This is a genomic window from Acinetobacter sp. V91_7, assembly GCF_031799075.1.
Classification (GTDB): Bacteria; Pseudomonadota; Gammaproteobacteria; order Pseudomonadales; family Moraxellaceae; genus Acinetobacter; species Acinetobacter calcoaceticus.
On sequence record NZ_JAVQNT010000045.1, the window covers coordinates 199,160 to 216,770 of the forward strand.

A 17,611-nucleotide genomic window follows, 5' to 3' on the forward strand; every position below is an offset into this window, starting at 1 on the left:
AAATTAGTGAATTTATTTATTTTTTACTAATCGAATGCTTTAATAGACAAAAGAAAACCCACCGTGGTGGTGGGTTGGAGGGTGGTTTTTATGAAAGATGCAGAACTAGAGCGCGGTATTATTCCAGCGGGGACACGTATCAAGTTATTTGAAGGCTGTGTAACCCTAGTGGAAAATGTGGTTGTTAATGCGGATCAAGAATGGATTGATAAAGCAATTCTTGATCAAGAAGATTATTTTAATGGGGTCGGGGTCACATCAGAACCAAAATTATGACTAAATATATTTTTTAAGCCATTCTCTAGTGGAGTCTTTTAGAGTTTTAGTCCATGAAGTGTCTTTTGTGACTAACGTAACAAACAACTTATCATTATTGTCGATATATCGTGATAAGGCACTGACTATGTCAGAAGCTTCCCCTTTATGGCCTATGATCCAGACTGATTTCAGGGGTCTGGAGTAGCCATTAGCTATAGATTTGATAGCCTCAAATAGTTTTTCGTAATCTTTATCACCAATGAGGTCATAACTGATTAAGTAATTTGCCATATTTCTCTCCACCCGATATGTTCTAAAGGACCGTGTCGGGTCACGGTTTCAATTACACAAAAAGCTGAATCCGCTTAAATTCCTTATTAGCCTCAATATGACTTCTATAAAATTTATCTTTATCTTCTGAATCAACAAACTCTTTGAATGTGGTTGCTTCAAGAAGTCTGTAAATAAACCGCTCACCAGTTCTAAGTACCACCGTCAATAAGAAGTGTTGATAAAGAACATGGCTGATATTGCGGGAATTAATTCCTATTTTTTGCATATTCTGGATTCCCTTTTATATCCTTAAGATCACCCTATACCGAGTCCTAATATTTTTAATTAAATTTCTTGCTGACCTGAAAATTCAATTCTTGAAAGAAAGTCAATTGGTAGAGCTATTTGCTCACCTGTGATGGTTTCAAAATGGACCCAAATTGCAGATGCTTCATTCTCAAAATTAATACTGGTTAGCTTTACCAGGTTGTAGGGTTCTGCTGTGCCGGTCATTATTATATTAAAGCGACAATTCTCTTCACGAACATAGGAGATGAGCATTTGGTGTATTGCCATTTGCTCGGTGCTTGTTAAGCCTCTATATTCGCGAAGCTCCGGTTGTCTGTATTTCTTACTCATAATCAATCTTACTTCATTGACTTTATCTTATTTGCTTTGGGTGTGATCCGCCTAGCAGTCCAAAAGGTACCGCATCGGATCATAGTTTTTTAATTTTATATTTATCGAACTCGACACCTTCAAGTGCTGTACTTTTCTAAAAAATCATCAACCCAGCCTTGCGCCTGCTCCAGATTGCTTATATCTGATAGTTTTAAATTAGTGCCTTCAGCTTCATTAAATCCTTCGATTATAGCCTCAAAGATATTTGCTTCATTAATGACCTCACATGCCATTTCAGTAGAGTCATAACTTTGCTTGGCTTTTTTAAGCGAGGCTATTTGCTTTTCAATGCCTTCGCCAATTTTATCTAATGCCAATTTGAATTCTTGACGATTAATCGTTAGTGATGTTTTGGTTTTGTTGAGTGTTGCGATCATGTTTGAGGTTCTCTTTATTAATATCTTGTGTACTTACCAACCACTTTACCAACCAATCGGCATGTATGATCAAGAGGTATGAGTTGCGGTTTCCAATTCGGGTTTAATGGCTGTAGGTAATAGTTACCATCCTCAGAAATTAGCTTTTTAAAGGTTGCTTCACTATCGCCATCACAAGTCATAACCACCAAAGCACCAGTGTTAAGCTCATCTATTTGATAGGTTGGATTGATATAGATAAATTCATCAGGCTTAAAATCAGGTTCCATGGAAGTACCTTGTACAATCAGCGCAAAGCCATTTGAACCTGCTCTTGAATCGTAAGGTATCCAGTCAATTGCACTAGACAGGTCGCTAGACAAGACATAGCTAAAGTCGCCAGCCTGCACCCATGACAAGACAGGTGTTTGTCGTGGATTTTCGTTATATGTCAAATCAACCGGTGGCACAAAGTTCATGTGCTGAGGTTTTTTTTGATTCATGTTATTTTCAGTTGTGATTTCGGCTGCATTATTGTTTGGTGTTGCATCTAGCACACCAGTTTCCCAACCAATCTTTTTCTCTAAATTTCTTGCTGCTTTTTCACCAAAACTACCATGACCCTTTACTAACTGGGAAATTTGACTCGGACTAATATCATAGTGATTTGCAAAATCTGCATCACTTGAGAACTTACCAGAGGCTATAGCAGCATCAATCGCTGCGCGCAAATTTATGCGTCTTAAAGAAACAATATCCATAATTAGTATTTCAACTATTTTTTAGTAAAAAGTAAATTCGTACCCACTAAACTCCTGTTGACATAATTAGTATTTAAAATTAGTATTTACTAAATATTTAACTATGGGAGATTAGCATGTCTTCTTCAAACACCGAGCAACTTAAAAACTACTTGCAAGGTATGCCTATTGAGGATCGCAAAAACTTTGCTAAAGCGTGTTTAACCACACTTGGAAACCTTCAGCAAATTATCTACGTCAACAAAAAATGCAGTGCTGAGCTTGCAATTCGTATTGATAAAGCGAGTGAAGGGCGTGTTTCCTGCGATCTTTTATGTCCAGGCGCTGATTTTAATTATTTAAGAAACCAATATCTATCAGCATAAGGGCATAAATATGAGTCTTGAAAAAGAAGATCTTAGAACGAAACACGATCCGGAAATCATGGACAAGCTTCGTGATATTTCCGCCTATTACGGAATGGAGATAAGTAGACAAGCTGTAATCCTCTTTGAAAAAGCCATTGTTGGTGAGTGGCACACCGTAAGTTTAGGGCTTGAGCGTATTAGAAGAAATGAGCGTATGCGGGCAATTGTGGTCGAAGAGGGGAATGATGGGGATTCAACGGTCAATTACCCACTTCAAGTTATTCAAGGTAATAAAAAAGCCTGATGGTCAAGATCAGGCTTTTAATTCATTAATTTTCAGGGTCAATGAATATGCAAACTAATTTATCAAATCAATCGACTAAAGACAAACTTTTAGAACAAAAGCGTCAGCAAAGTTACCAATCCTGGCACGAACCAGCTTTAAGAACTTTGTCTGGTCTGTTAGCTGAGCGTAAGCAAAATTTGAAACGTAGAAACCATGATGAAAATCAAGCGGCCGTAACTCGTGATGAGTTTATGCAGGCTCTTGTAGATGAGCATGGTGTACATGGAATTTATCTTCATCACGCTGGAGCAATTATCTCGAGTCTTTATAGAGCTAAGCGGATCAGATACTTAGGAACTTTCATTCAAATCATTGAAGAAGGTGAACTTAAATGACGAATTCACCTTTGCCAAAAACGATTCAAACTGAATTGGGTACAGAAAAACTCTGTATCCATTGCAATGAGTACTTTCCATTAGATGAGGAATTTTTCTGGCGATCTGGTTCTAAAAGAAAAGATGGCTCAGCTATTTTCTGTGCAACTTGTAAGGCTTGCTATGACATTCGGTATAAGCGCAGAAAGCATAAAAATCATGAGGTACAAACAACATGAGTAAATATGTGCCTAATTCGTTCCAGGTTGCCAACGCTTTCGTTGATGAGGCAATGAGTAAAATCTCAGATGCCTCAGTAAAGATTTATTTAATCATTAACCGTAAAACACGGGGTTGGGCAAAAGAGTGTGATGCGCTTTCGCTTACGCAATTGGAAGAGCTGTCAGGAAAAAGTCATCCGACCGTTGTTAGATGTACAAAAGAACTGGTTAAAGTAGGCTTGGTTAAAAAGCACGAGCAATCTATTTACGGAAATGTTTACTCGTTAATTGATAATTATTTTATTGGCGAGTTAATTAATTTTCCAAATAAAGGATCAGTTCTGGTCCAATCTTTTAGCTTGTTTAATGGTCAGCTAGTTAAAAATTTTAACTACCAAGCACCAGTACCTAAAAAGACATCAAATGGCAAAAGGGTCAAAAATCTTTGCTTAAATTTCCCTCAAAAATCTCGCTTGCTAGTTAAAAAATTTAACTACCTTGAAAGTACCTGCCGGTTAAAATTTTTAACTACTGCTAGTAAAAATTTTTTACCACTGCTAGTTAAAATTTTTAACACACAAAACACACTATCAAAACACACTAATCAAAATAAAAAAAATACATGGTTTGTTTTGGAAAATTTGAATTATGAAATTTGTTCTATCAATCCAGCAATCAAACCTGACGAGATTTTCAAAGCTTCGTGGTTTGAGAGAGAGCTAAAAGCATTCAAAGGATTTAACCAGGATCGCAATCACTCCGATGATTTCATGGTTAAGTTTTTTGCAGAGTGGATGCTTAAAGCACGTGCCAAATACGCAAAGATGAAAACACCGGCACCACGTTCTTTTGAAAACAAAAACTCAAGTGGCCCACAATCTAATTCTGAAAACACATTGCCGGAGGTAATAACTTTTGCCTCTGACAAACAGCTTTTTACTTTTGCACGCCTTCTTGTGAATCATCCTGATTTCAAAGATTCATTTTGTCATAGCGGTGAATCCTGGATGGATGCAGGAAAACGTATGGCCCAAAAGCTGGTAGATCCTGAGCAACAAAAACCATTCATTCCATATTTAATTGAGATGGGCTTTAAAACTCCATCAAAAGGAGCAAGCCATGTCTGAAGAAATATTAAAAAACCGCCCTGAAGGTGCAACACATTGGCAAGCTGGAGTGTATTACCGATTAAGTAAATACGGCGTTTGGGCAAAATGGGATAGAGGTTGGATAACAAGTTTTAAATGGCCTGATGGAGTCATGACGCCATTATCAAGCGAAAATTCTGAAGGGGTGCTCAATGAAAGCAACTAAATTAATTAGAGATAAAGGGCTGAAATACGCAAAGGATATCGTAGATTCTGCACCCTCTAACGCAACTGAGTGGAATGAAGGGTTTGAGTTTCAATGTGGCCAAAGTGTAGAGATTAGTAAGGCAGATCGGGAAAAATATTTTGTTGAACTTTCCGACATCAAACGTCTGGTGGAATCGCTAGAAATCATTGAAGAACTTGACGGGTTCAAAGGTGCAAAAGATACCCTGTTTAACATCGTACAGCTTGGTTGGGGTGAGTTTGAACATCGCTACATAGATAACTGGACATGTACCAAAGAGCGTTTAGTGCAGGCTATTCGAGATTACGAATCAATCTATCAACCTAAATGCATTCATGGTTTTGATGTGGCTTGTTTGATCTGTGGTTTTGGAACCGTTGATGGTGAGCGGGTTTATCGTAATCAAGGGGGAAATCATGAATGAACCTAAGTTGTCACAAAGGGAGTTGGTGCTAATTCGTAGAGCAGCTGAAGATGCAATACATGCTTGCAATAGACATTACGGCCCATTTGTTGATGTTGTTGCTCACCCATTGAATATATGCGCTTTGGTCGATATGGCTCAAGAGAGCATCAGCTACAAAGCCAAAGTGGAAGCGGTCAAAAAATTGATTGAAGCATATCACCAGCATAGCTATAGGGAGGCCGATGATTTTGTTTTTTATTTAGAGCAAGCGCTCAAAGGCAATAAAGAGGGTGAAAATAATGGACATTAAATGGCTGAAAGAACAAGGCTACAACTTGGAAAAGCACTTTTCTCCTGAGTTTATTAAGTCTGGAGAGTTAGCGCGACAAAAAAGTTTTCATGAAATGGTCGAAGAATTGAAAGGCAAAGAATCTAGAAACTTTGAGCGACTAAATCAAATTAAAAAACATCCATTAGTAGAGCTGAAAGGTGCTATTGAGAACCTGGCTAACAAATACAAACAGGATGCCAATGCATTAACACTATTGGGTGATCTGGATAAATCACGCGTTTATCACATGATTGCTGATCAATTGGATCAGTTACTTAAGGCTTGAGCGAAATGAGTAAAGTTTTAATAGGGATTGATACTGGCGTGAATACTGGTTTTGCAGTGGCCATTGATCAGGGGAATGGTGGACAGCTTCAGGATGTTGACTCACACACGATTACCCTGGCAATGAGCAAGGTGTTAGAGCTGGTCGAAATCCACAGTAAGCAAAACATAAAATTATTTATTGAGGATGCACGTAAACGCACTTGGTTCGGCAATGCAGATGCCAGACAAGCCAAAAGTGGAGCTGGTGTTCGTGAGGGTATTGGTTCAGTAAAACGTGATGCTCAGATTTGGGAAGATTGGTGCAAAGAGCAGGGATTGAAATATCAGATGATTCATCCAGCTGCAAACAAAACCAAAACTGATGCTAAGTATTTTTTAAAGCTTACAGGATGGGCAAAACGTACAAATGAACATGCACGAGATGCGGCCATGCTTGTTTTTGGTCGATATGCAAAATTTTGATGTGGAAATAGGTTTTAACAAGTTGTTTTTAAAAATGGTAAAGGGTTAATAGGAAGGCGATTATGTTAGTTGAAAAGTTTGATTTTATTGAGTTGCTTCGCCTTGCTATTGCTCAAGGTAAGGCAGAAGGTAAAAAGATTTCTAAAGATATTGTTTTAGGAGAACTAGGGCTTTTATCACCAGATGCTAGATTATGGGCTACATTGCTTGTTGAAAAAGTAGACTTTGAGCGTATAGCAATCATTACCCCAGCTGAAAAGCAAACTGAAACTTTTGTTAGTAAGTTTGACTTTAATTTTCAAACAGAGCGCCGTATTGAAGATATACCCGGTAAGGTCGAGTTTGTACGTGGAGAAATTAAGTCAGGGGATTTTTTCAGAGCTCGAAATAAGTTGGCTGTTAAAATCCATAAAGAAATGATAAAGAAAAAATTTAAGCCTACCAATGCTCAAGGTGACTTAACCAATCTTGCAAAAGGCATAGCTGAAATAGTTCTTCGTAGTCATTTGTTTGTTAAGGCTATGTGTGGGGCTTGTCAAGGATTAGGTAAGCTTGAAACTTTCAATTCAAAAGGCAACCCCAACGGGGCAGTGTTTTGCAATAAGTGTGATAGCACAGGCAAACGCCCTTACACGTTAAATGAGAAAATGAATATTGCTAAAATTACAGCGACAAAAACTGCATACATTAAGAGCTACCAGAAATATGAACTCTTTGGTGAATCCATTGTTGCACAATGGGAAAATGAGATTAGAGGACGAATTCGTAGATCGTTTCAGTACGAACTTCCTGATAATCAAGAAACTTGTGCTTGACAGTTGGGTATACACTTGAGTATAAAGATTTCTAAAATGGGCGAAATGTAAAGTAATCGCCTGAATGAATTTAAGAGCTCGCCAATTGGTGGGCTTTTTTATTGCCCAAAGAAAAACCTCAGAATCATTTGGAACTGAGGTTTTTGTTGTAAGGAGAGTGCGTTATGAAAAAAAGTAAATCAAAAAAATCTAAGAAACCTCATAATGGGTTCAATTACATGGATATTGGAACAAGTCTATCTCGTGGAGTTAAGAGCCATCTTGCTGACCAAGTTGATTTAAATGTGAAATATAAGCCCCTAAATGTGCCTCAATAGTTTGGATCATTTGTGGAATTTCCTTTATTGCTCTTGAGTCAATTTCTGATAATTGGTTGTAATCAATATTCGGTGAAGAAGAATGATCTTGAGAAGCTTTAGATCTGTGTAATTCGCAACGATAACCAGCATTATATGATGCTTGTATATGATGTTTAATTAAGTCAATTTTATTCTTATTCGCAGCAATAAAGTTCTGTACAACTATATTATTCATTATGGGGTGATAGTGATTTTGAATAGCGGGAACTATATCCAGAGTGCTTAACTTACTAGTGTCATCTGGGAGAAAAATAATGTTTGTTTTACTAAGCATAGTATAGTTTTCTGTGACATCAATTAAGTTACCCTCTAGTGTCTTCCATACAGCATGATGCATAGCTTCAACTAAAATGTTTGGCCAGAGATTGAAAATCCAACCATATTGTATTGTTCCTCCATAAGTATTGACGTAATGCTCTACATTCCAATAACAATTACCAGTTGGAAGTAGATTTTCATTAAATGGAATGGATTGTAATTTTTCAGAATTTATCGTTTTGGCTAGCTCAAGTACGTTTGGATCGTCTATAGAGGGTGTAATGTAATTTGGATAAGTAAAGTTGCTCATATTATTCTCATAAGTTTTTAGAAATTACATGTTTACGTTAAATTCTATTTTTGTAAATAGTTAATTCGAATACTAGGATCTCATTCCCTTAGTAAACTTTACTATTAATTTTGCCGGACGTATTGCGGCGCAAATGGCCCCGCTAAATATCGATTATTGGCGGGGCTTTTTACTTTATATGTTAAGCTGCCATTCATAATTTAACGGATTAGCTCAATGTTTATTTGTATTGGCGGTGACTTGGATGGTGAAGTTGTAGAGGGCCGCGAAGGTACTTACTTTGAAGCCAAGGAAATAGATGCAACTAAACAATCAACATACAACCGCCAGAGTTACATAGTTGGTGAAAATACATATCGTTTTTGGCTTTGTGCTGAACTGCCATATATGGAAACAACAGAAATCGCTGGCAAGCATCTAGCTGAAAAATACAAATATCTTTCTTAATTTATTTTTAACAAAAAATGAAACCCACCACTCGGTGGGTTTTTTATTGCCTATTTGGAGTGTTTATGACTGAATTTCAGAAAACTACGCATGAGGTTAGACAGCTCCAATTAGAGATTAATCATTTGGGGAGTTGCACCACGCAATGGTTAACACAAGAACAGATCGCTCACTTAGATGAGCGATTTTTTTTAGCCTTAGCAAAACAAAATAAGTTAATTGCTCGTCTCAATAATAAGCCTGAGGTTTTTTATGAATAGACCTGAACCACCAGAGCGCTTACTTAAATTAGATCCTATTTATGACAATGTTGACTTTGAGCCTTCATTAGAACTTGAGAATTGGATTTGGGATACATTCATTGATTCAAACTCACCATTGCATAATCCAGACCATGATCATTTAACTTATTTTGGTAGTCGTTTTTTTAAAGTGTTATGGGCTTCTAATGCTTTTATTAAAGCTGGCCAAACTGTATGGGGGCAAACTGAGCGCGTTATGTTCCGTGCTGGAGGTTGGCAAAAGATGCGCCAAGAAAGACAAATGATTAATTGGTTTGGTTATGTGCCTGATTACGTAATCACAATCGATGCTCGTTATTCTTCTGAGTGTAGTGATATCGATTTTTGTGCACTCATTGAGCATGAGCTTTACCACATAGGGGTAAAGCGTACGGATGAGGGAGACATGATCTTGAGTCCTATTACAGGAATGCCAAAGCATTATTTACGTGGCCATGACGTTGAAGAATTTCATGGTGTAGTTGGTAGATACGGCGCAAATGACGCCGTACAACATATGGTGGATTTAGCTAATGCAGGTCCGACAATTTCAAAAGCAAAAATTGCTCATGCATGTGGTACTTGTCTACTGAAACTGGCTTAATTTTTTTGCCTGTTTACGTTGACGTACGTTGACAGGAAGAGGTTTATGGCAGCACTTAGAAAAGAGGTAAAACTCTATATAGTACGGTCACTTGCTGTATTTAACACACCTCAAGAGACAGTTGAGCTCGTCAACGAAGAATTTAAGGTCAAGATCTCACGCCAACAGTGTGAAAGATATGACCCAACCAAGCGGGCCGGAAAAGATCTTAGTCAGGAATTAAAAGAAGAATTTGAGCACACACGAAATGAATTTTTAGAAAAGCCTTTAAACATTCCTATTGCTAATCTCGCAGTCAGATTACAGAGGCTTGAGAAACAATATTCAGTTCATGCAAAGAATCCTTTATTTTCGCTAAAAATTCTTGAGCAAGCTGCAAAGGACATGGGCGGTCAATTCACCAATAAAACCGAAGTAACGGGCGCTGGTGGGGGGCCGCTCCAAAGTGAGCATGTCACACAAATTGTTGCAACGCCTGAACAAATAAAGCAGGTGTTAAATGAACTCCAAGGTAAATACTAATCTGCTAGAAATGCAGTTAGAGCGAGAGCTCTGTGAGAAAGAACATCTATTTTTCACACGGCGATTTTTCTTGCCACGTATGGGCTTTAAGTTTTCGGTCAATTGGCATCATGAATATATTGCTGACAAGATTGATGAGGTAATTGCTGGTAGGGTTAAAAACCTAGTTATTAACGTTCCACCGGGTAGCGGTAAAACCGAATTATTAACAAACCTTATTGCCCGTGGTATAGCGCGTAATGCTCGTTCACGCTTTTTGTATTTGTCTTTCTCACAATCACTTGTAGAGGATGTCTCAGCAACAGCTAGAAATATTGTTAAGTCAGAAGACTTTCAGAATTTATGGCCTGTAAAGATTTCTACTAGTACGGATGCTAAATCGAGTTGGAAAACTACGGTCGATGGTTATGACGCTGGTCATGTTTATTCTGCATCCATGGGTGGGCAGGTCACTGGTCGCCGTGCCGGTACATTAGCGAATGAAGGGTTTACCGGTGCGATTATTTTGGATGACCCGTTAAAGCCTGAGGATGCATTTAGCCAAACAGCAAGACGTAAAGCTAACCGTAAGATTCTAAACACGGTCAACTCACGTAAAGCTAAATCTGATACCCCCATTATTCTGATCATGCAGCGTTTGCACGTTGAGGATCCGACTAACTTTGTGATGACCGGCAATGTGCCTGGTGAATGGGAACAGATCAGTATTCCCGCGCTTATCGATGATGAGTACATCAGTAAGTTACCCGAAAAAATACAGAGCAAAATTCCACGTGATGTTGAGCGAGATGCGAAAGGCCGTCAAAGCTATTGGCCCTTAAAAGAATCATTGCAATCTCTATTGCAGCTTGAAAAGGGTGGTCAAGACAAGGACGGTGCTACGGTATCGCGCTACACGTTTGCCAGCCAATATCAGCAAGCGCCTAAAAAGCTCGGTGGTGATCTTGTTAAATCTGAATGGTTCCCTCGATATTTGGAATTACCCGTTCTTAAATGGCGTGGGATATGGGCAGATACAGCACAGAAGGTTAAGAAGCATAACGACTATTCAGCATTCATATGTGCTGGCCTTGGCTATGACAATAATCTTTACATCATCGATGTGAAGCGTGGCAAATGGGAAGCGCCAGCGCTATTAAAAGTAGCCAAGGACTTCATTAAAAAACACAAAGATGGCAATACCCAAATCGGCAAGCTTCGATATATGGCAGTAGAGGATAAGGCTAGTGGTACTGGATTAATTCAAACCATTGCTAAAGAAACAACATTACCTATTCGGGCTATTCAGCGTGGCGACGACAAGCTATCGAGAACTATGGACGTCATTTTATATGTTGAAGATGGCCGTGTCTTATTGCCAGCAGAAGCACCATGGTTATTGAATTATGTTGAAGAAATTGAAGGGCTCACGGCCGATTGGACACATGACCATGATGACCAGTGGGACCCAACCATTGATGCAATTAACGATTCATTAGCAAGCAAGCCAACTGTATTTGATTAGAGGAAATTATGGCTGAAACTAAAAAGCCCGATGCAATTGGCGATGCAGGGGCATATACAAACTTTGTCTCAAATATTGGTACCGAACGTGACAAAGCTTCTCACGGATCTTTCGTTAAGAAAGTAATTCCTGATGAGCAATTAGAAGCGGTGTATCAACACTGGTTAGCTAAGCGCATCGTAAACCGCCCAGCAAGTGACATGCTCCGAGCTGGATGGTTTTTTGAAGGGATTCAAGATAACGATTTATTGAAGCTTAAAGAGGCGTGTAAAGCTTTTAACTTAGATGGGGTGCTCTTATCTAGTTTGATCCTTTCTCGCTTATATGGCGTTTGCTATGTGCTTCTAGGGACTGTGGACGGCGGCAATTTAGATCAACCGTTTGATTTAAACAAGTTGGGCGTTGGCCGTTTAGAGTTTTTCACGGTACTCAAGAAAAAGCAGATTGAAACCGATAATTCAAAGTACTTACCACCAAATGAAGCGGGCGGACTTTTAAAGCAACCTGAATTTTACAAGCTAAAGCTCGATGGAAAGTCTAACCAACGGATCCACCACACTCGCTTAATTAAATTTGGTCATGCAGATGTAGTCAATGAAGAGCCTGTAAGTGTTTTACAGGAGGTTTACGAGGACTTGCTTGATCATGCTGCTGTTAAGAAAGCCTCAGCGAGTCTTGTGCATGAATCAAAAATTGACGTGATTAGAACCCCCAACTTGGTCGATAAGATCAAGGAGGACATGAAATCCGTAGTTGAACGTTTTCTCAGTGTCGGATTGCTAAAGGGTTTAAACGGTATGCTCGTCTTGGATAAAGACGAGGAATACGATTCAAAGTCTTATAGCTTTGGTGGTTTGCCTGATCTAATGCGTGAATTCTCTATTCAAGCTGCTGGTGCTGCTGATATGCCTTATACGATTTTATTCGGCCAATCTCCTGCAGGGATGAATGCGACAGGCGAACATGACACACGGAACTATTACGACAGTATCGCTACTAAGCAAATATGGTCCTTAAAGCCTTTCATGTTTAAGCTTTTAAAAGTGATTATTCAAGCTACCTTTGGTCGTCAGTTCCATAGCTTAGATGTTGTATTTAATCCGTTATGGCAATTGGATGCTAAGGTCCGTTCTGAGGTTGAAAAAGCTAACGCAGAACGGGATTCCAAGTATTTAGAGATGGGCATTATTACAGAACCACAGATAGCAAGACAGCTTGTTATTGACGGTGTTTATTCAGTGATAGATGAAGAACATATCAAAGATCTTGAGACAATGGTGAAGCCTAATGACGACGATAATTCAGATCCTGAAACCACACCTCCAGCAGGCGAAGAAACGTAAAAAAGGTCGTAAAGCTTCTAAGCCGAGGGCCGTGCACGTAAATCGCCGTGTAGAGCTATATTACACACGGCAATTACTAGCTATCTCAAAATACTGTCAGGACCAAACTAAGGATCTAGTCATTCCAACTGTAGGCCAGAACATCGGTGATGCATGGTTTTCGGACATGATGTGGACCTTTCGGGAAAAGCTCACAAAGTATGTTGTTGAGGTTTCTAGGCCTCTAGCAACAAAGGTTGTGACTGACACACAAAAGGAAGTAGATAAGCAAATAGCAGAACACACCAAATCAATTATTGGAGTGGATCTAACACCGTTCTATCGAGCTGCTGATATTCAAGACGAAGTAGATCTAAATATCACGGCTAATGTCAGTTTGATTAAGTCTATTCCGCAGCAATACGCAGATAAGCTTGAGGTATTAATTACCAACGCTTTGCAGACTGGCCAAACAAATGAAGAGTTGGCCAAAGCAATTAAGCAATTAGGATTATCTACTGATTACCGTGCACGTCTTATTGCTAGTGATCAGATGGGTAAGATTAACGGCCAAATTAACCAAGCCCGACAGCTTTCAATGGGTGTTGAGACATATACATGGCAAACGGCCAAAGATGAGCGAGTGCGGCCTGATCATCAACACAAGCAAGGCCAAACCTTTAGATGGGATTCCCCTCCAGCGGGTGGACATCCTGGTCTGCCTATACGGTGTCGTTGTACTGCATTGCCTAACTATGAGGATATTTTGGTTGATTAACTTGGTAGTTATGATATTGATATAGATTGATTTTCAACTTGTTTTAAATAGGAATGAATATGAAACTATCTCATTTAGCTGTAGAAACATATAACGATCCAAATTCATTAAAAGAAGTAGTTGGACTATCTTTTATAGGATCGAGCGATAGCTTTCATTTCGCGGTTCCGCACAATGATATTCAGAATATCAAAGTAGTTGATGCAAATGGACGTTTCATGCTCTCTTATCATGGTTTAAATGTATCGCTGGATGAGCAAACAGCTAAAGCTCTTCAAGAAAAGATTAATGAGGTGAAATCTAAATCTTAATGTACTTGTAATTACAAGAACCCACCACTTCGGTGGGTTTTTTATTGAGCGCAATTTATGAAAACCATTTACCAACTCAAAATTGGTGACTTTGCGCCAAGCGAATCGACGCGCTCATTTACCAAAGAAGGGTATCTGAAATGTGTCAATGTTCGCTTAGCTAAAGCGCCTCAAGTACGCCAGTACTATGCGTATGAGTTCCCATCATTAGAAGGTTACTCACCCGATCAAATTATCAATGTCTACACACCTGCTGATGAGCTTTTTAAGCCTGAGACTATAAAAAGTTTTAACGGTGTAGACGTCACTGACTATCACCCGCCAAAGAATGAAATTAATGCCTCTAACTGGAAGGATTATCACATTGGCTATTGTGAGAACGTCCGACAGGAAGGCGATTATTTGGTGGGTGATCTGCTCATTAAAGACAAGATCAGCATTGATCTGATCCAAAGCAACGAGCGCCTAGAAATGTCGCTTGGCTATGGAGCTTTATTCGTCGTTGAACAAGGTACGGCGCCTGATGGAACGCCATACCAAGCCAAATTTATTAATTTTAATGGCGACCACATGGCGCTAGTTAAATATGGCCGTTGCGGTGGTGATTGCCGCATCGGTGACCAAAAGCAAACTCCACCTAAGGGGAATAAAATAATGGAAGTAAGTGTAAACGGTATTCGTTTTGATATTGGCGATAACAAGCCCTTGGCGGATGCATTAAAGCAGCAACAAGAGCAGCTGGAAAACTTGAAGGCTGCAAAACTTAAAGTTGGTGATAAGCAATTTTCTATCGGTGATGAACTAAACGCCGTTCAAGCGGTCGTAGATCAATTGCATACCGATAAAACCACGCTTGAGCAGAAAGTCGGTGATCTGGAAAAGAACCAGATGACGCCTGAAAAGCTAGAACAAGCGGCAACAGAACGTGCTGCTGTGATTGCTGATGCTAAAGCCTTGGTGCCAACAGTAAAAACAGAAGGGTGCACATGCGAGCAAATCAAACGCGATGTGCTTGCTGCAAAAGCGGGTGATGCCTTGGTGGGGGCAGTGTTGGGTAGTGTGTCAGTCGGTGATGCGAAGCCTGAGCAGATTGATACAGCATTCCGAGCCCTATCTGCTCTGAAAAGTATTCATCCTTCAAATCCTGTAGGTGATGCACTCCATCAGCAGCAAAACATAAAAGCAGGTGATGGCAAACCAGAGGATGGGGAACTTAAACCTAACAACAAAAAAGAAGCTTGGAAAAAAAGCTTCTAAGAAACTGGAGAATAGAGAATGTCTTTAACCCCTCAAGCTATTCCGGGTATGCGTGCACGTCTACATATGCCCGAAGAAATTTTATCTTTACCGGTTGCGGGTAATACTGTGATAAGTGACGGTGAAGTGGTGGTTCAGTCCACTGATGGCAAAACTGTTACTGCGGTAACTGGTGCTACTAATACAAAGTTTGGTGTGGTGGTTTTACAGCACGTCGGTAAATCTGGAAAAAACGCCTTAGGTAAGGAAGCATATCAAGCCAAAGACTGTGCGCCTGTTATGCAGATTGGTTCTATCTGGGTGAAGTCTTCAGCACCAGTGATTGATATTAATGCAAAGGTATATGTGCGTACCGCAAACCCTACAGCGCAAGCACCACTTGGTTCACTTTCTTCTGCAGCATTAGATTCAACAGAACTACCTAATGCCTCATGGGAAACCATTACGGGTCCAGATGGCTTAGCAATTCTTCGATTACGTGGAGCGTAAACAATGTCAAAACAATTAGAACGGATGAAAATTCGCTTAACTGCTGTAGCCCATGGTGTTCAAGCTGCTGTAGGTGATGCATTCAATTTAGATAACTTTGCCAAGTTACTTTTAAAACTTGAATCGATTGATGAAATGACACCACAGCTTGCCGAAGCTCAAGCCTATGCAAAATATTTGCCTATTGAGTCATTAGACGGCGCAGTAATGGGATCCGCAAGTGTCTTACAACGTAAGAAAGGTGTCGGCCGTGGTAAACGTTTCGCAGGTACTGGCAACGATGTTCCCTTAGCAGAAGTGGTTTATGACGAAGTTAAACTTACTGTACAGCCGGGTGTAATTGGCTATGAAATCAGTATTTTTGAAGCTGCAGCAGCCCTAAAAGCAGGCATTCAATTAACGACTGATAAAGTTGAAGCGGCTCGTCTGGCTTATGAAAACCATATGAGTGACGTTGCATGGTTTGGAGAGCCTGAATCGGGTTTACTTGGTTTCTATAATCAGACTGGTGTAGAGGTTATTTCCTCTACGGTTGATTATGCAACAGCTACAGTTGAAGCCGTTCTTGCCGATATCAATAAGGCAATTAAAGGCGCTTCGAATGCCTCTAAGTTTGATAGCAGTATTCAGCCTGATACTTTTGTAATGCCTGAGAATAAGTTCACCATTCTCGCTAGTCGTATCGTTCCCGATTCAGCAGGGAAAACCTTCCTTGAATATATTAAGGAAAAGAACACCTTTGCAATGCAAGGTAAAACTCTGACATTCACTTCTGAAAGTATGCTTGAAGGTAAAGGTGAAGGTGGTACTGACCGTAGCATTATTTACCGCCGTGATCCAAGCTGCATTACTTTCCGTTGTAATGAACTGGAATTCTTAGCAGCTCAACCTATCAATTATGTGATGCGAACACCAGGACACTATATGTATGAGGGTGTCTATTTAAAACGTGTCGATTCTCTCCGCTACTACGATGTTGAATAAGGAAAACTAAACATGCCAAAAATTACTTATAGCGGCTCTCAGGCCGCTTTTTCTTTTGATGGGATTCAAGTCGGTCTGGGTCAAACTGTGGAAGTTGGTGCTGCGGATCTCGCACGTATTTCAAAAGGTAAAGCCTTTAAATCACTCATTGAAAAAGGAGAGCTTGAAGTTCAGGAAATTCCGAGTGAAGAGCCCAAAGCAGCAGGTAAAACGGGTGGCCGTGGTGGTAAAGGTGGTAAACAAAACGATGCAGCTGGTGAGCAGCAAAAGCCAACTGATGAAGCTGCTTTGGCCACCGTGAGAGCTGAACTAGCAGGGCTTGAAGTAACGTTCAGTGACGATGAAACACTTGAGCAGTTACAAGCAAAGTTAGCTCAAGCTAAGGAATAAGGTGGACCTATGGACGTACAAACGTTTCGCCAGAAGTACTCGTCTGATACAGCCTTGGTAAATTTGCCTAATGATAAAATTCAGGATGCCTTAGAAGAGGCTGAGCTGGTTGTTTCTCAAATTGAGTTCGGGGCATTAAAGGAGCGTGCTGTAGGTCTATATGCAGCACACATTCTTAAAGTTGGTACCGTAAGCGGCAATGGTGCTGCTTTTGGTACCGCATCGAGCATGACAATTGCGGGTCAAAGTGTGAGTTATTCACGATCATCGAAAGAAGCTTTCTATGATCTCAGCATGTATGGCCAACGCTACCTTGCATTAAAAAACTCAATTCCAATTGATGACGAAGGCACAAACCCTAATCGCTTAGGCGTTGGTGTTTTTGTTGTATAGGAGAATCCCATGCCTTTTAAATATCAGGCACCCCAAGGCTATAAGCCAACAAAAATCGTTATTGCTGGTCAAAACCTAGATATCAAAAATGGTGTTTTAGAATCTGAGGACGACATTATTAATATGTTAAAGCCTCTAGGTTTTGAGCGTTATGTCGAAGTGGTTGAGCCAAAGAAATCGGCAGCCTCCGCAAAAGAGTAAATAGGCC

The 17,611-nt window shown here is 39.9% G+C and carries 31 protein-coding genes and 1 pseudogene; 26 read left to right on the plus strand and 6 right to left on the minus strand.

Annotated elements, in window-relative coordinates; all coding sequences use genetic code 11:
- The first annotated feature begins 90 nt into the window (after window positions 1-90).
- Entirely contained in the window at window positions 91-276 is a 186-nt protein-coding gene (locus RMB03_RS20565) for a hypothetical protein (RefSeq protein ID WP_311077398.1), read from the plus strand.
- Here the strand turns inward: RMB03_RS20565 and RMB03_RS20570 are convergent, their stop codons facing one another.
- From RMB03_RS20570 to RMB03_RS20590, 5 genes are all read right to left on the minus strand, one after another.
- Entirely contained in the window at window positions 277-549 is a 273-nt protein-coding gene (locus tag RMB03_RS20570; RefSeq protein ID WP_311077399.1) for a hypothetical protein, read from the minus strand.
- Window positions 550-601: 52 nt separating this feature from the next.
- Window positions 602-817 carry a hypothetical protein gene (locus RMB03_RS20575; protein WP_311077400.1) on the minus strand — a complete coding sequence of 72 codons (216 nt, stop codon included), beginning with the start codon at window positions 815-817 and terminating at the stop codon, window positions 602-604.
- A 59-nt stretch (window positions 818-876) separates the two neighbouring features.
- Entirely contained in the window at window positions 877-1,170 is a 294-nt protein-coding gene (locus tag RMB03_RS20580; RefSeq protein ID WP_311077401.1) for a hypothetical protein, read from the minus strand.
- Between the two features lie 119 nt (window positions 1,171-1,289).
- Window positions 1,290-1,589 carry a hypothetical protein gene (locus RMB03_RS20585; protein ID WP_311077402.1) on the minus strand — a complete coding sequence of 100 codons (300 nt, stop codon included), beginning with the start codon at window positions 1,587-1,589 and terminating at the stop codon, window positions 1,290-1,292.
- Window positions 1,590-1,606: 17 nt separating this feature from the next.
- The gene (locus tag RMB03_RS20590) at window positions 1,607-2,329 is read right to left on the minus strand and encodes a S24 family peptidase (RefSeq protein WP_311077403.1); all 723 of its coding nucleotides are present in this window, start codon (window positions 2,327-2,329) and stop codon (window positions 1,607-1,609) included.
- 116 nt (window positions 2,330-2,445) lie between these two features.
- Here RMB03_RS20590 and RMB03_RS20595 point away from each other — a divergent pair, with 116 nt between their 5' ends.
- From RMB03_RS20595 to RMB03_RS20645, 11 genes and pseudogenes are all read left to right on the plus strand, one after another.
- Complete coding sequence (locus RMB03_RS20595; RefSeq protein ID WP_311077404.1) at window positions 2,446-2,694, plus strand: hypothetical protein; 249 nt, start codon at window positions 2,446-2,448, stop codon at window positions 2,692-2,694.
- Window positions 2,695-2,704: 10 nt separating this feature from the next.
- Window positions 2,705-2,980, plus strand: coding sequence for a hypothetical protein (locus RMB03_RS20600; protein ID WP_311077405.1), 276 nt, complete (start codon window positions 2,705-2,707; stop codon window positions 2,978-2,980).
- Between the two features lie 47 nt (window positions 2,981-3,027).
- On the plus strand, window positions 3,028-3,357 hold the full coding sequence (locus RMB03_RS20605) for a hypothetical protein (protein ID WP_311077406.1): 330 nt from the start codon (window positions 3,028-3,030) through the stop codon (window positions 3,355-3,357).
- Entirely contained in the window at window positions 3,354-3,575 is a 222-nt protein-coding gene (locus RMB03_RS20610) for a hypothetical protein (RefSeq protein ID WP_311077407.1), read from the plus strand. Before RMB03_RS20605 ends, RMB03_RS20610 begins: the two co-directional genes overlap by 4 nt.
- Window positions 3,572-4,684 carry a replication protein gene (locus tag RMB03_RS20615; protein ID WP_311077408.1) on the plus strand — a complete coding sequence of 371 codons (1,113 nt, stop codon included), beginning with the start codon at window positions 3,572-3,574 and terminating at the stop codon, window positions 4,682-4,684. Before RMB03_RS20610 ends, RMB03_RS20615 begins: the two co-directional genes overlap by 4 nt.
- The gene (locus tag RMB03_RS20620; protein ID WP_311077409.1) at window positions 4,677-4,871 is read left to right on the plus strand and encodes a hypothetical protein; all 195 of its coding nucleotides are present in this window, start codon (window positions 4,677-4,679) and stop codon (window positions 4,869-4,871) included. Before RMB03_RS20615 ends, RMB03_RS20620 begins: the two co-directional genes overlap by 8 nt.
- Window positions 4,858-5,056: pseudogene (locus RMB03_RS20625) on the plus strand (hypothetical protein); the annotation flags it as partial. The gene RMB03_RS20620 and the pseudogene RMB03_RS20625, both read left to right, overlap by 14 nt.
- Window positions 5,057-5,308: 252 nt before the next feature.
- Window positions 5,309-5,608 carry a hypothetical protein gene (locus tag RMB03_RS20630; protein ID WP_311077410.1) on the plus strand — a complete coding sequence of 100 codons (300 nt, stop codon included), beginning with the start codon at window positions 5,309-5,311 and terminating at the stop codon, window positions 5,606-5,608.
- The gene (locus RMB03_RS20635) at window positions 5,598-5,915 is read left to right on the plus strand and encodes a hypothetical protein (protein ID WP_311077411.1); all 318 of its coding nucleotides are present in this window, start codon (window positions 5,598-5,600) and stop codon (window positions 5,913-5,915) included. The genes RMB03_RS20630 and RMB03_RS20635 overlap by 11 nt, the downstream gene beginning before the upstream one ends.
- Window positions 5,916-5,920: 5 nt before the next feature.
- Window positions 5,921-6,379, plus strand: a complete 459-nt coding sequence (locus tag RMB03_RS20640) for a hypothetical protein (protein ID WP_311077412.1) — start codon at window positions 5,921-5,923, stop codon at window positions 6,377-6,379.
- 62 nt (window positions 6,380-6,441) lie between these two features.
- Complete coding sequence (locus RMB03_RS20645) at window positions 6,442-7,194, plus strand: hypothetical protein (RefSeq protein WP_311077413.1); 753 nt, start codon at window positions 6,442-6,444, stop codon at window positions 7,192-7,194.
- Window positions 7,195-7,443: 249 nt separating this feature from the next.
- Here RMB03_RS20645 and RMB03_RS20650 read toward each other — a convergent pair whose 3' ends face one another.
- Window positions 7,444-8,121: a hypothetical protein gene (locus RMB03_RS20650; RefSeq protein WP_311077414.1), complete on the minus strand. Its 678-nt coding sequence runs from the start codon at window positions 8,119-8,121 to the stop codon at window positions 7,444-7,446.
- Between the two features lie 216 nt (window positions 8,122-8,337).
- Between RMB03_RS20650 and RMB03_RS20655 the strand changes: the two genes are divergently transcribed.
- The 14 genes from RMB03_RS20655 to RMB03_RS20720 all read left to right on the plus strand — a co-directional run bounded on the left by RMB03_RS20655 (window position 8,338) and on the right by RMB03_RS20720 (window position 17,604).
- Window positions 8,338-8,568: a hypothetical protein gene (locus RMB03_RS20655; protein WP_311077415.1), complete on the plus strand. Its 231-nt coding sequence runs from the start codon at window positions 8,338-8,340 to the stop codon at window positions 8,566-8,568.
- A 65-nt stretch (window positions 8,569-8,633) separates the two neighbouring features.
- Entirely contained in the window at window positions 8,634-8,828 is a 195-nt protein-coding gene (locus RMB03_RS20660) for a hypothetical protein (protein ID WP_311077416.1), read from the plus strand.
- Window positions 8,821-9,453: a putative metallopeptidase gene (locus RMB03_RS20665; protein ID WP_311077417.1), complete on the plus strand. Its 633-nt coding sequence runs from the start codon at window positions 8,821-8,823 to the stop codon at window positions 9,451-9,453. Before RMB03_RS20660 ends, RMB03_RS20665 begins: the two co-directional genes overlap by 8 nt.
- A gap of 45 nt (window positions 9,454-9,498) precedes the next feature.
- On the plus strand, window positions 9,499-9,975 hold the full coding sequence (locus RMB03_RS20670; RefSeq protein WP_311077418.1) for a DUF2280 domain-containing protein: 477 nt from the start codon (window positions 9,499-9,501) through the stop codon (window positions 9,973-9,975).
- Window positions 9,953-11,479, plus strand: a complete 1,527-nt coding sequence (terL, locus tag RMB03_RS20675) for a phage terminase large subunit (protein WP_311077419.1) — start codon at window positions 9,953-9,955, stop codon at window positions 11,477-11,479. Before RMB03_RS20670 ends, terL begins: the two co-directional genes overlap by 23 nt.
- 8 nt (window positions 11,480-11,487) lie before the next feature.
- Window positions 11,488-12,822, plus strand: coding sequence for a DUF1073 domain-containing protein (locus tag RMB03_RS20680; RefSeq protein ID WP_311077420.1), 1,335 nt, complete (start codon window positions 11,488-11,490; stop codon window positions 12,820-12,822).
- Entirely contained in the window at window positions 12,767-13,579 is an 813-nt protein-coding gene (locus tag RMB03_RS20685) for a phage minor head protein (RefSeq protein ID WP_311077421.1), read from the plus strand. The genes RMB03_RS20680 and RMB03_RS20685 overlap by 56 nt, the downstream gene beginning before the upstream one ends.
- Window positions 13,580-13,638: 59 nt before the next feature.
- Complete coding sequence (locus RMB03_RS20690) at window positions 13,639-13,890, plus strand: hypothetical protein (protein ID WP_311077422.1); 252 nt, start codon at window positions 13,639-13,641, stop codon at window positions 13,888-13,890.
- A gap of 57 nt (window positions 13,891-13,947) precedes the next feature.
- Window positions 13,948-15,147, plus strand: coding sequence for a DUF2213 domain-containing protein (locus tag RMB03_RS20695; protein ID WP_311077423.1), 1,200 nt, complete (start codon window positions 13,948-13,950; stop codon window positions 15,145-15,147).
- Between the two features lie 18 nt (window positions 15,148-15,165).
- A complete protein-coding gene (locus RMB03_RS20700) occupies window positions 15,166-15,636 on the plus strand; it encodes a hypothetical protein (RefSeq protein WP_311077424.1) in 471 nt (156 codons plus the stop codon).
- A gap of 3 nt (window positions 15,637-15,639) precedes the next feature.
- Window positions 15,640-16,620 (plus strand): major capsid family protein, encoded by a 981-nt coding sequence (locus RMB03_RS20705; RefSeq protein WP_311077425.1) that lies wholly within the window; start codon window positions 15,640-15,642, stop codon window positions 16,618-16,620.
- Between the two features lie 12 nt (window positions 16,621-16,632).
- A complete protein-coding gene (locus RMB03_RS20710) occupies window positions 16,633-17,010 on the plus strand; it encodes a hypothetical protein (protein ID WP_311077426.1) in 378 nt (125 codons plus the stop codon).
- Between the two features lie 9 nt (window positions 17,011-17,019).
- Window positions 17,020-17,403 carry a DUF4054 domain-containing protein gene (locus tag RMB03_RS20715; protein ID WP_311077427.1) on the plus strand — a complete coding sequence of 128 codons (384 nt, stop codon included), beginning with the start codon at window positions 17,020-17,022 and terminating at the stop codon, window positions 17,401-17,403.
- A gap of 9 nt (window positions 17,404-17,412) precedes the next feature.
- Window positions 17,413-17,604 carry a hypothetical protein gene (locus RMB03_RS20720; RefSeq protein WP_311077428.1) on the plus strand — a complete coding sequence of 64 codons (192 nt, stop codon included), beginning with the start codon at window positions 17,413-17,415 and terminating at the stop codon, window positions 17,602-17,604.
- The last annotated feature ends 7 nt before the right edge of the window (window positions 17,605-17,611 follow it).

Excerpts from the sequence above, each read along its gene's own strand:
- RMB03_RS20565 (WP_311077398.1), top strand. The coding sequence starts at position 91 with ATGAAAGATGCAGAACTAGAGCGCGGTATTATTCCAGCGGGGACACGT.
- RMB03_RS20570 (WP_311077399.1), bottom strand. The coding sequence starts at position 549 with ATGGCAAATTACTTAATCAGTTATGACCTCATTGGTGATAAAGATTAC.
- RMB03_RS20575 (WP_311077400.1), bottom strand. The coding sequence starts at position 817 with ATGCAAAAAATAGGAATTAATTCCCGCAATATCAGCCATGTTCTTTAT.
- RMB03_RS20580 (WP_311077401.1), bottom strand. The coding sequence starts at position 1,170 with ATGAGTAAGAAATACAGACAACCGGAGCTTCGCGAATATAGAGGCTTA.
- RMB03_RS20585 (WP_311077402.1), bottom strand. The coding sequence starts at position 1,589 with ATGATCGCAACACTCAACAAAACCAAAACATCACTAACGATTAATCGT.
- RMB03_RS20590 (WP_311077403.1), bottom strand. The coding sequence starts at position 2,329 with ATGGATATTGTTTCTTTAAGACGCATAAATTTGCGCGCAGCGATTGAT.
- RMB03_RS20595 (WP_311077404.1), top strand. The coding sequence starts at position 2,446 with ATGTCTTCTTCAAACACCGAGCAACTTAAAAACTACTTGCAAGGTATG.
- RMB03_RS20600 (WP_311077405.1), top strand. The coding sequence starts at position 2,705 with ATGAGTCTTGAAAAAGAAGATCTTAGAACGAAACACGATCCGGAAATC.
- RMB03_RS20605 (WP_311077406.1), top strand. The coding sequence starts at position 3,028 with ATGCAAACTAATTTATCAAATCAATCGACTAAAGACAAACTTTTAGAA.
- RMB03_RS20610 (WP_311077407.1), top strand. The coding sequence starts at position 3,354 with ATGACGAATTCACCTTTGCCAAAAACGATTCAAACTGAATTGGGTACA.
- RMB03_RS20615 (WP_311077408.1), top strand. The coding sequence starts at position 3,572 with ATGAGTAAATATGTGCCTAATTCGTTCCAGGTTGCCAACGCTTTCGTT.
- RMB03_RS20620 (WP_311077409.1), top strand. The coding sequence starts at position 4,677 with ATGTCTGAAGAAATATTAAAAAACCGCCCTGAAGGTGCAACACATTGG.
- RMB03_RS20630 (WP_311077410.1), top strand. The coding sequence starts at position 5,309 with ATGAATGAACCTAAGTTGTCACAAAGGGAGTTGGTGCTAATTCGTAGA.
- RMB03_RS20635 (WP_311077411.1), top strand. The coding sequence starts at position 5,598 with ATGGACATTAAATGGCTGAAAGAACAAGGCTACAACTTGGAAAAGCAC.
- RMB03_RS20640 (WP_311077412.1), top strand. The coding sequence starts at position 5,921 with ATGAGTAAAGTTTTAATAGGGATTGATACTGGCGTGAATACTGGTTTT.
- RMB03_RS20645 (WP_311077413.1), top strand. The coding sequence starts at position 6,442 with ATGTTAGTTGAAAAGTTTGATTTTATTGAGTTGCTTCGCCTTGCTATT.
- RMB03_RS20650 (WP_311077414.1), bottom strand. The coding sequence starts at position 8,121 with ATGAGCAACTTTACTTATCCAAATTACATTACACCCTCTATAGACGAT.
- RMB03_RS20655 (WP_311077415.1), top strand. The coding sequence starts at position 8,338 with ATGTTTATTTGTATTGGCGGTGACTTGGATGGTGAAGTTGTAGAGGGC.
- RMB03_RS20660 (WP_311077416.1), top strand. The coding sequence starts at position 8,634 with ATGACTGAATTTCAGAAAACTACGCATGAGGTTAGACAGCTCCAATTA.
- RMB03_RS20665 (WP_311077417.1), top strand. The coding sequence starts at position 8,821 with ATGAATAGACCTGAACCACCAGAGCGCTTACTTAAATTAGATCCTATT.
- RMB03_RS20670 (WP_311077418.1), top strand. The coding sequence starts at position 9,499 with ATGGCAGCACTTAGAAAAGAGGTAAAACTCTATATAGTACGGTCACTT.
- terL (WP_311077419.1), top strand. The coding sequence starts at position 9,953 with ATGAACTCCAAGGTAAATACTAATCTGCTAGAAATGCAGTTAGAGCGA.
- RMB03_RS20680 (WP_311077420.1), top strand. The coding sequence starts at position 11,488 with ATGGCTGAAACTAAAAAGCCCGATGCAATTGGCGATGCAGGGGCATAT.
- RMB03_RS20685 (WP_311077421.1), top strand. The coding sequence starts at position 12,767 with ATGACGACGATAATTCAGATCCTGAAACCACACCTCCAGCAGGCGAAG.
- RMB03_RS20690 (WP_311077422.1), top strand. The coding sequence starts at position 13,639 with ATGAAACTATCTCATTTAGCTGTAGAAACATATAACGATCCAAATTCA.
- RMB03_RS20695 (WP_311077423.1), top strand. The coding sequence starts at position 13,948 with ATGAAAACCATTTACCAACTCAAAATTGGTGACTTTGCGCCAAGCGAA.
- RMB03_RS20700 (WP_311077424.1), top strand. The coding sequence starts at position 15,166 with ATGTCTTTAACCCCTCAAGCTATTCCGGGTATGCGTGCACGTCTACAT.
- RMB03_RS20705 (WP_311077425.1), top strand. The coding sequence starts at position 15,640 with ATGTCAAAACAATTAGAACGGATGAAAATTCGCTTAACTGCTGTAGCC.
- RMB03_RS20710 (WP_311077426.1), top strand. The coding sequence starts at position 16,633 with ATGCCAAAAATTACTTATAGCGGCTCTCAGGCCGCTTTTTCTTTTGAT.
- RMB03_RS20715 (WP_311077427.1), top strand. The coding sequence starts at position 17,020 with ATGGACGTACAAACGTTTCGCCAGAAGTACTCGTCTGATACAGCCTTG.
- RMB03_RS20720 (WP_311077428.1), top strand. The coding sequence starts at position 17,413 with ATGCCTTTTAAATATCAGGCACCCCAAGGCTATAAGCCAACAAAAATC.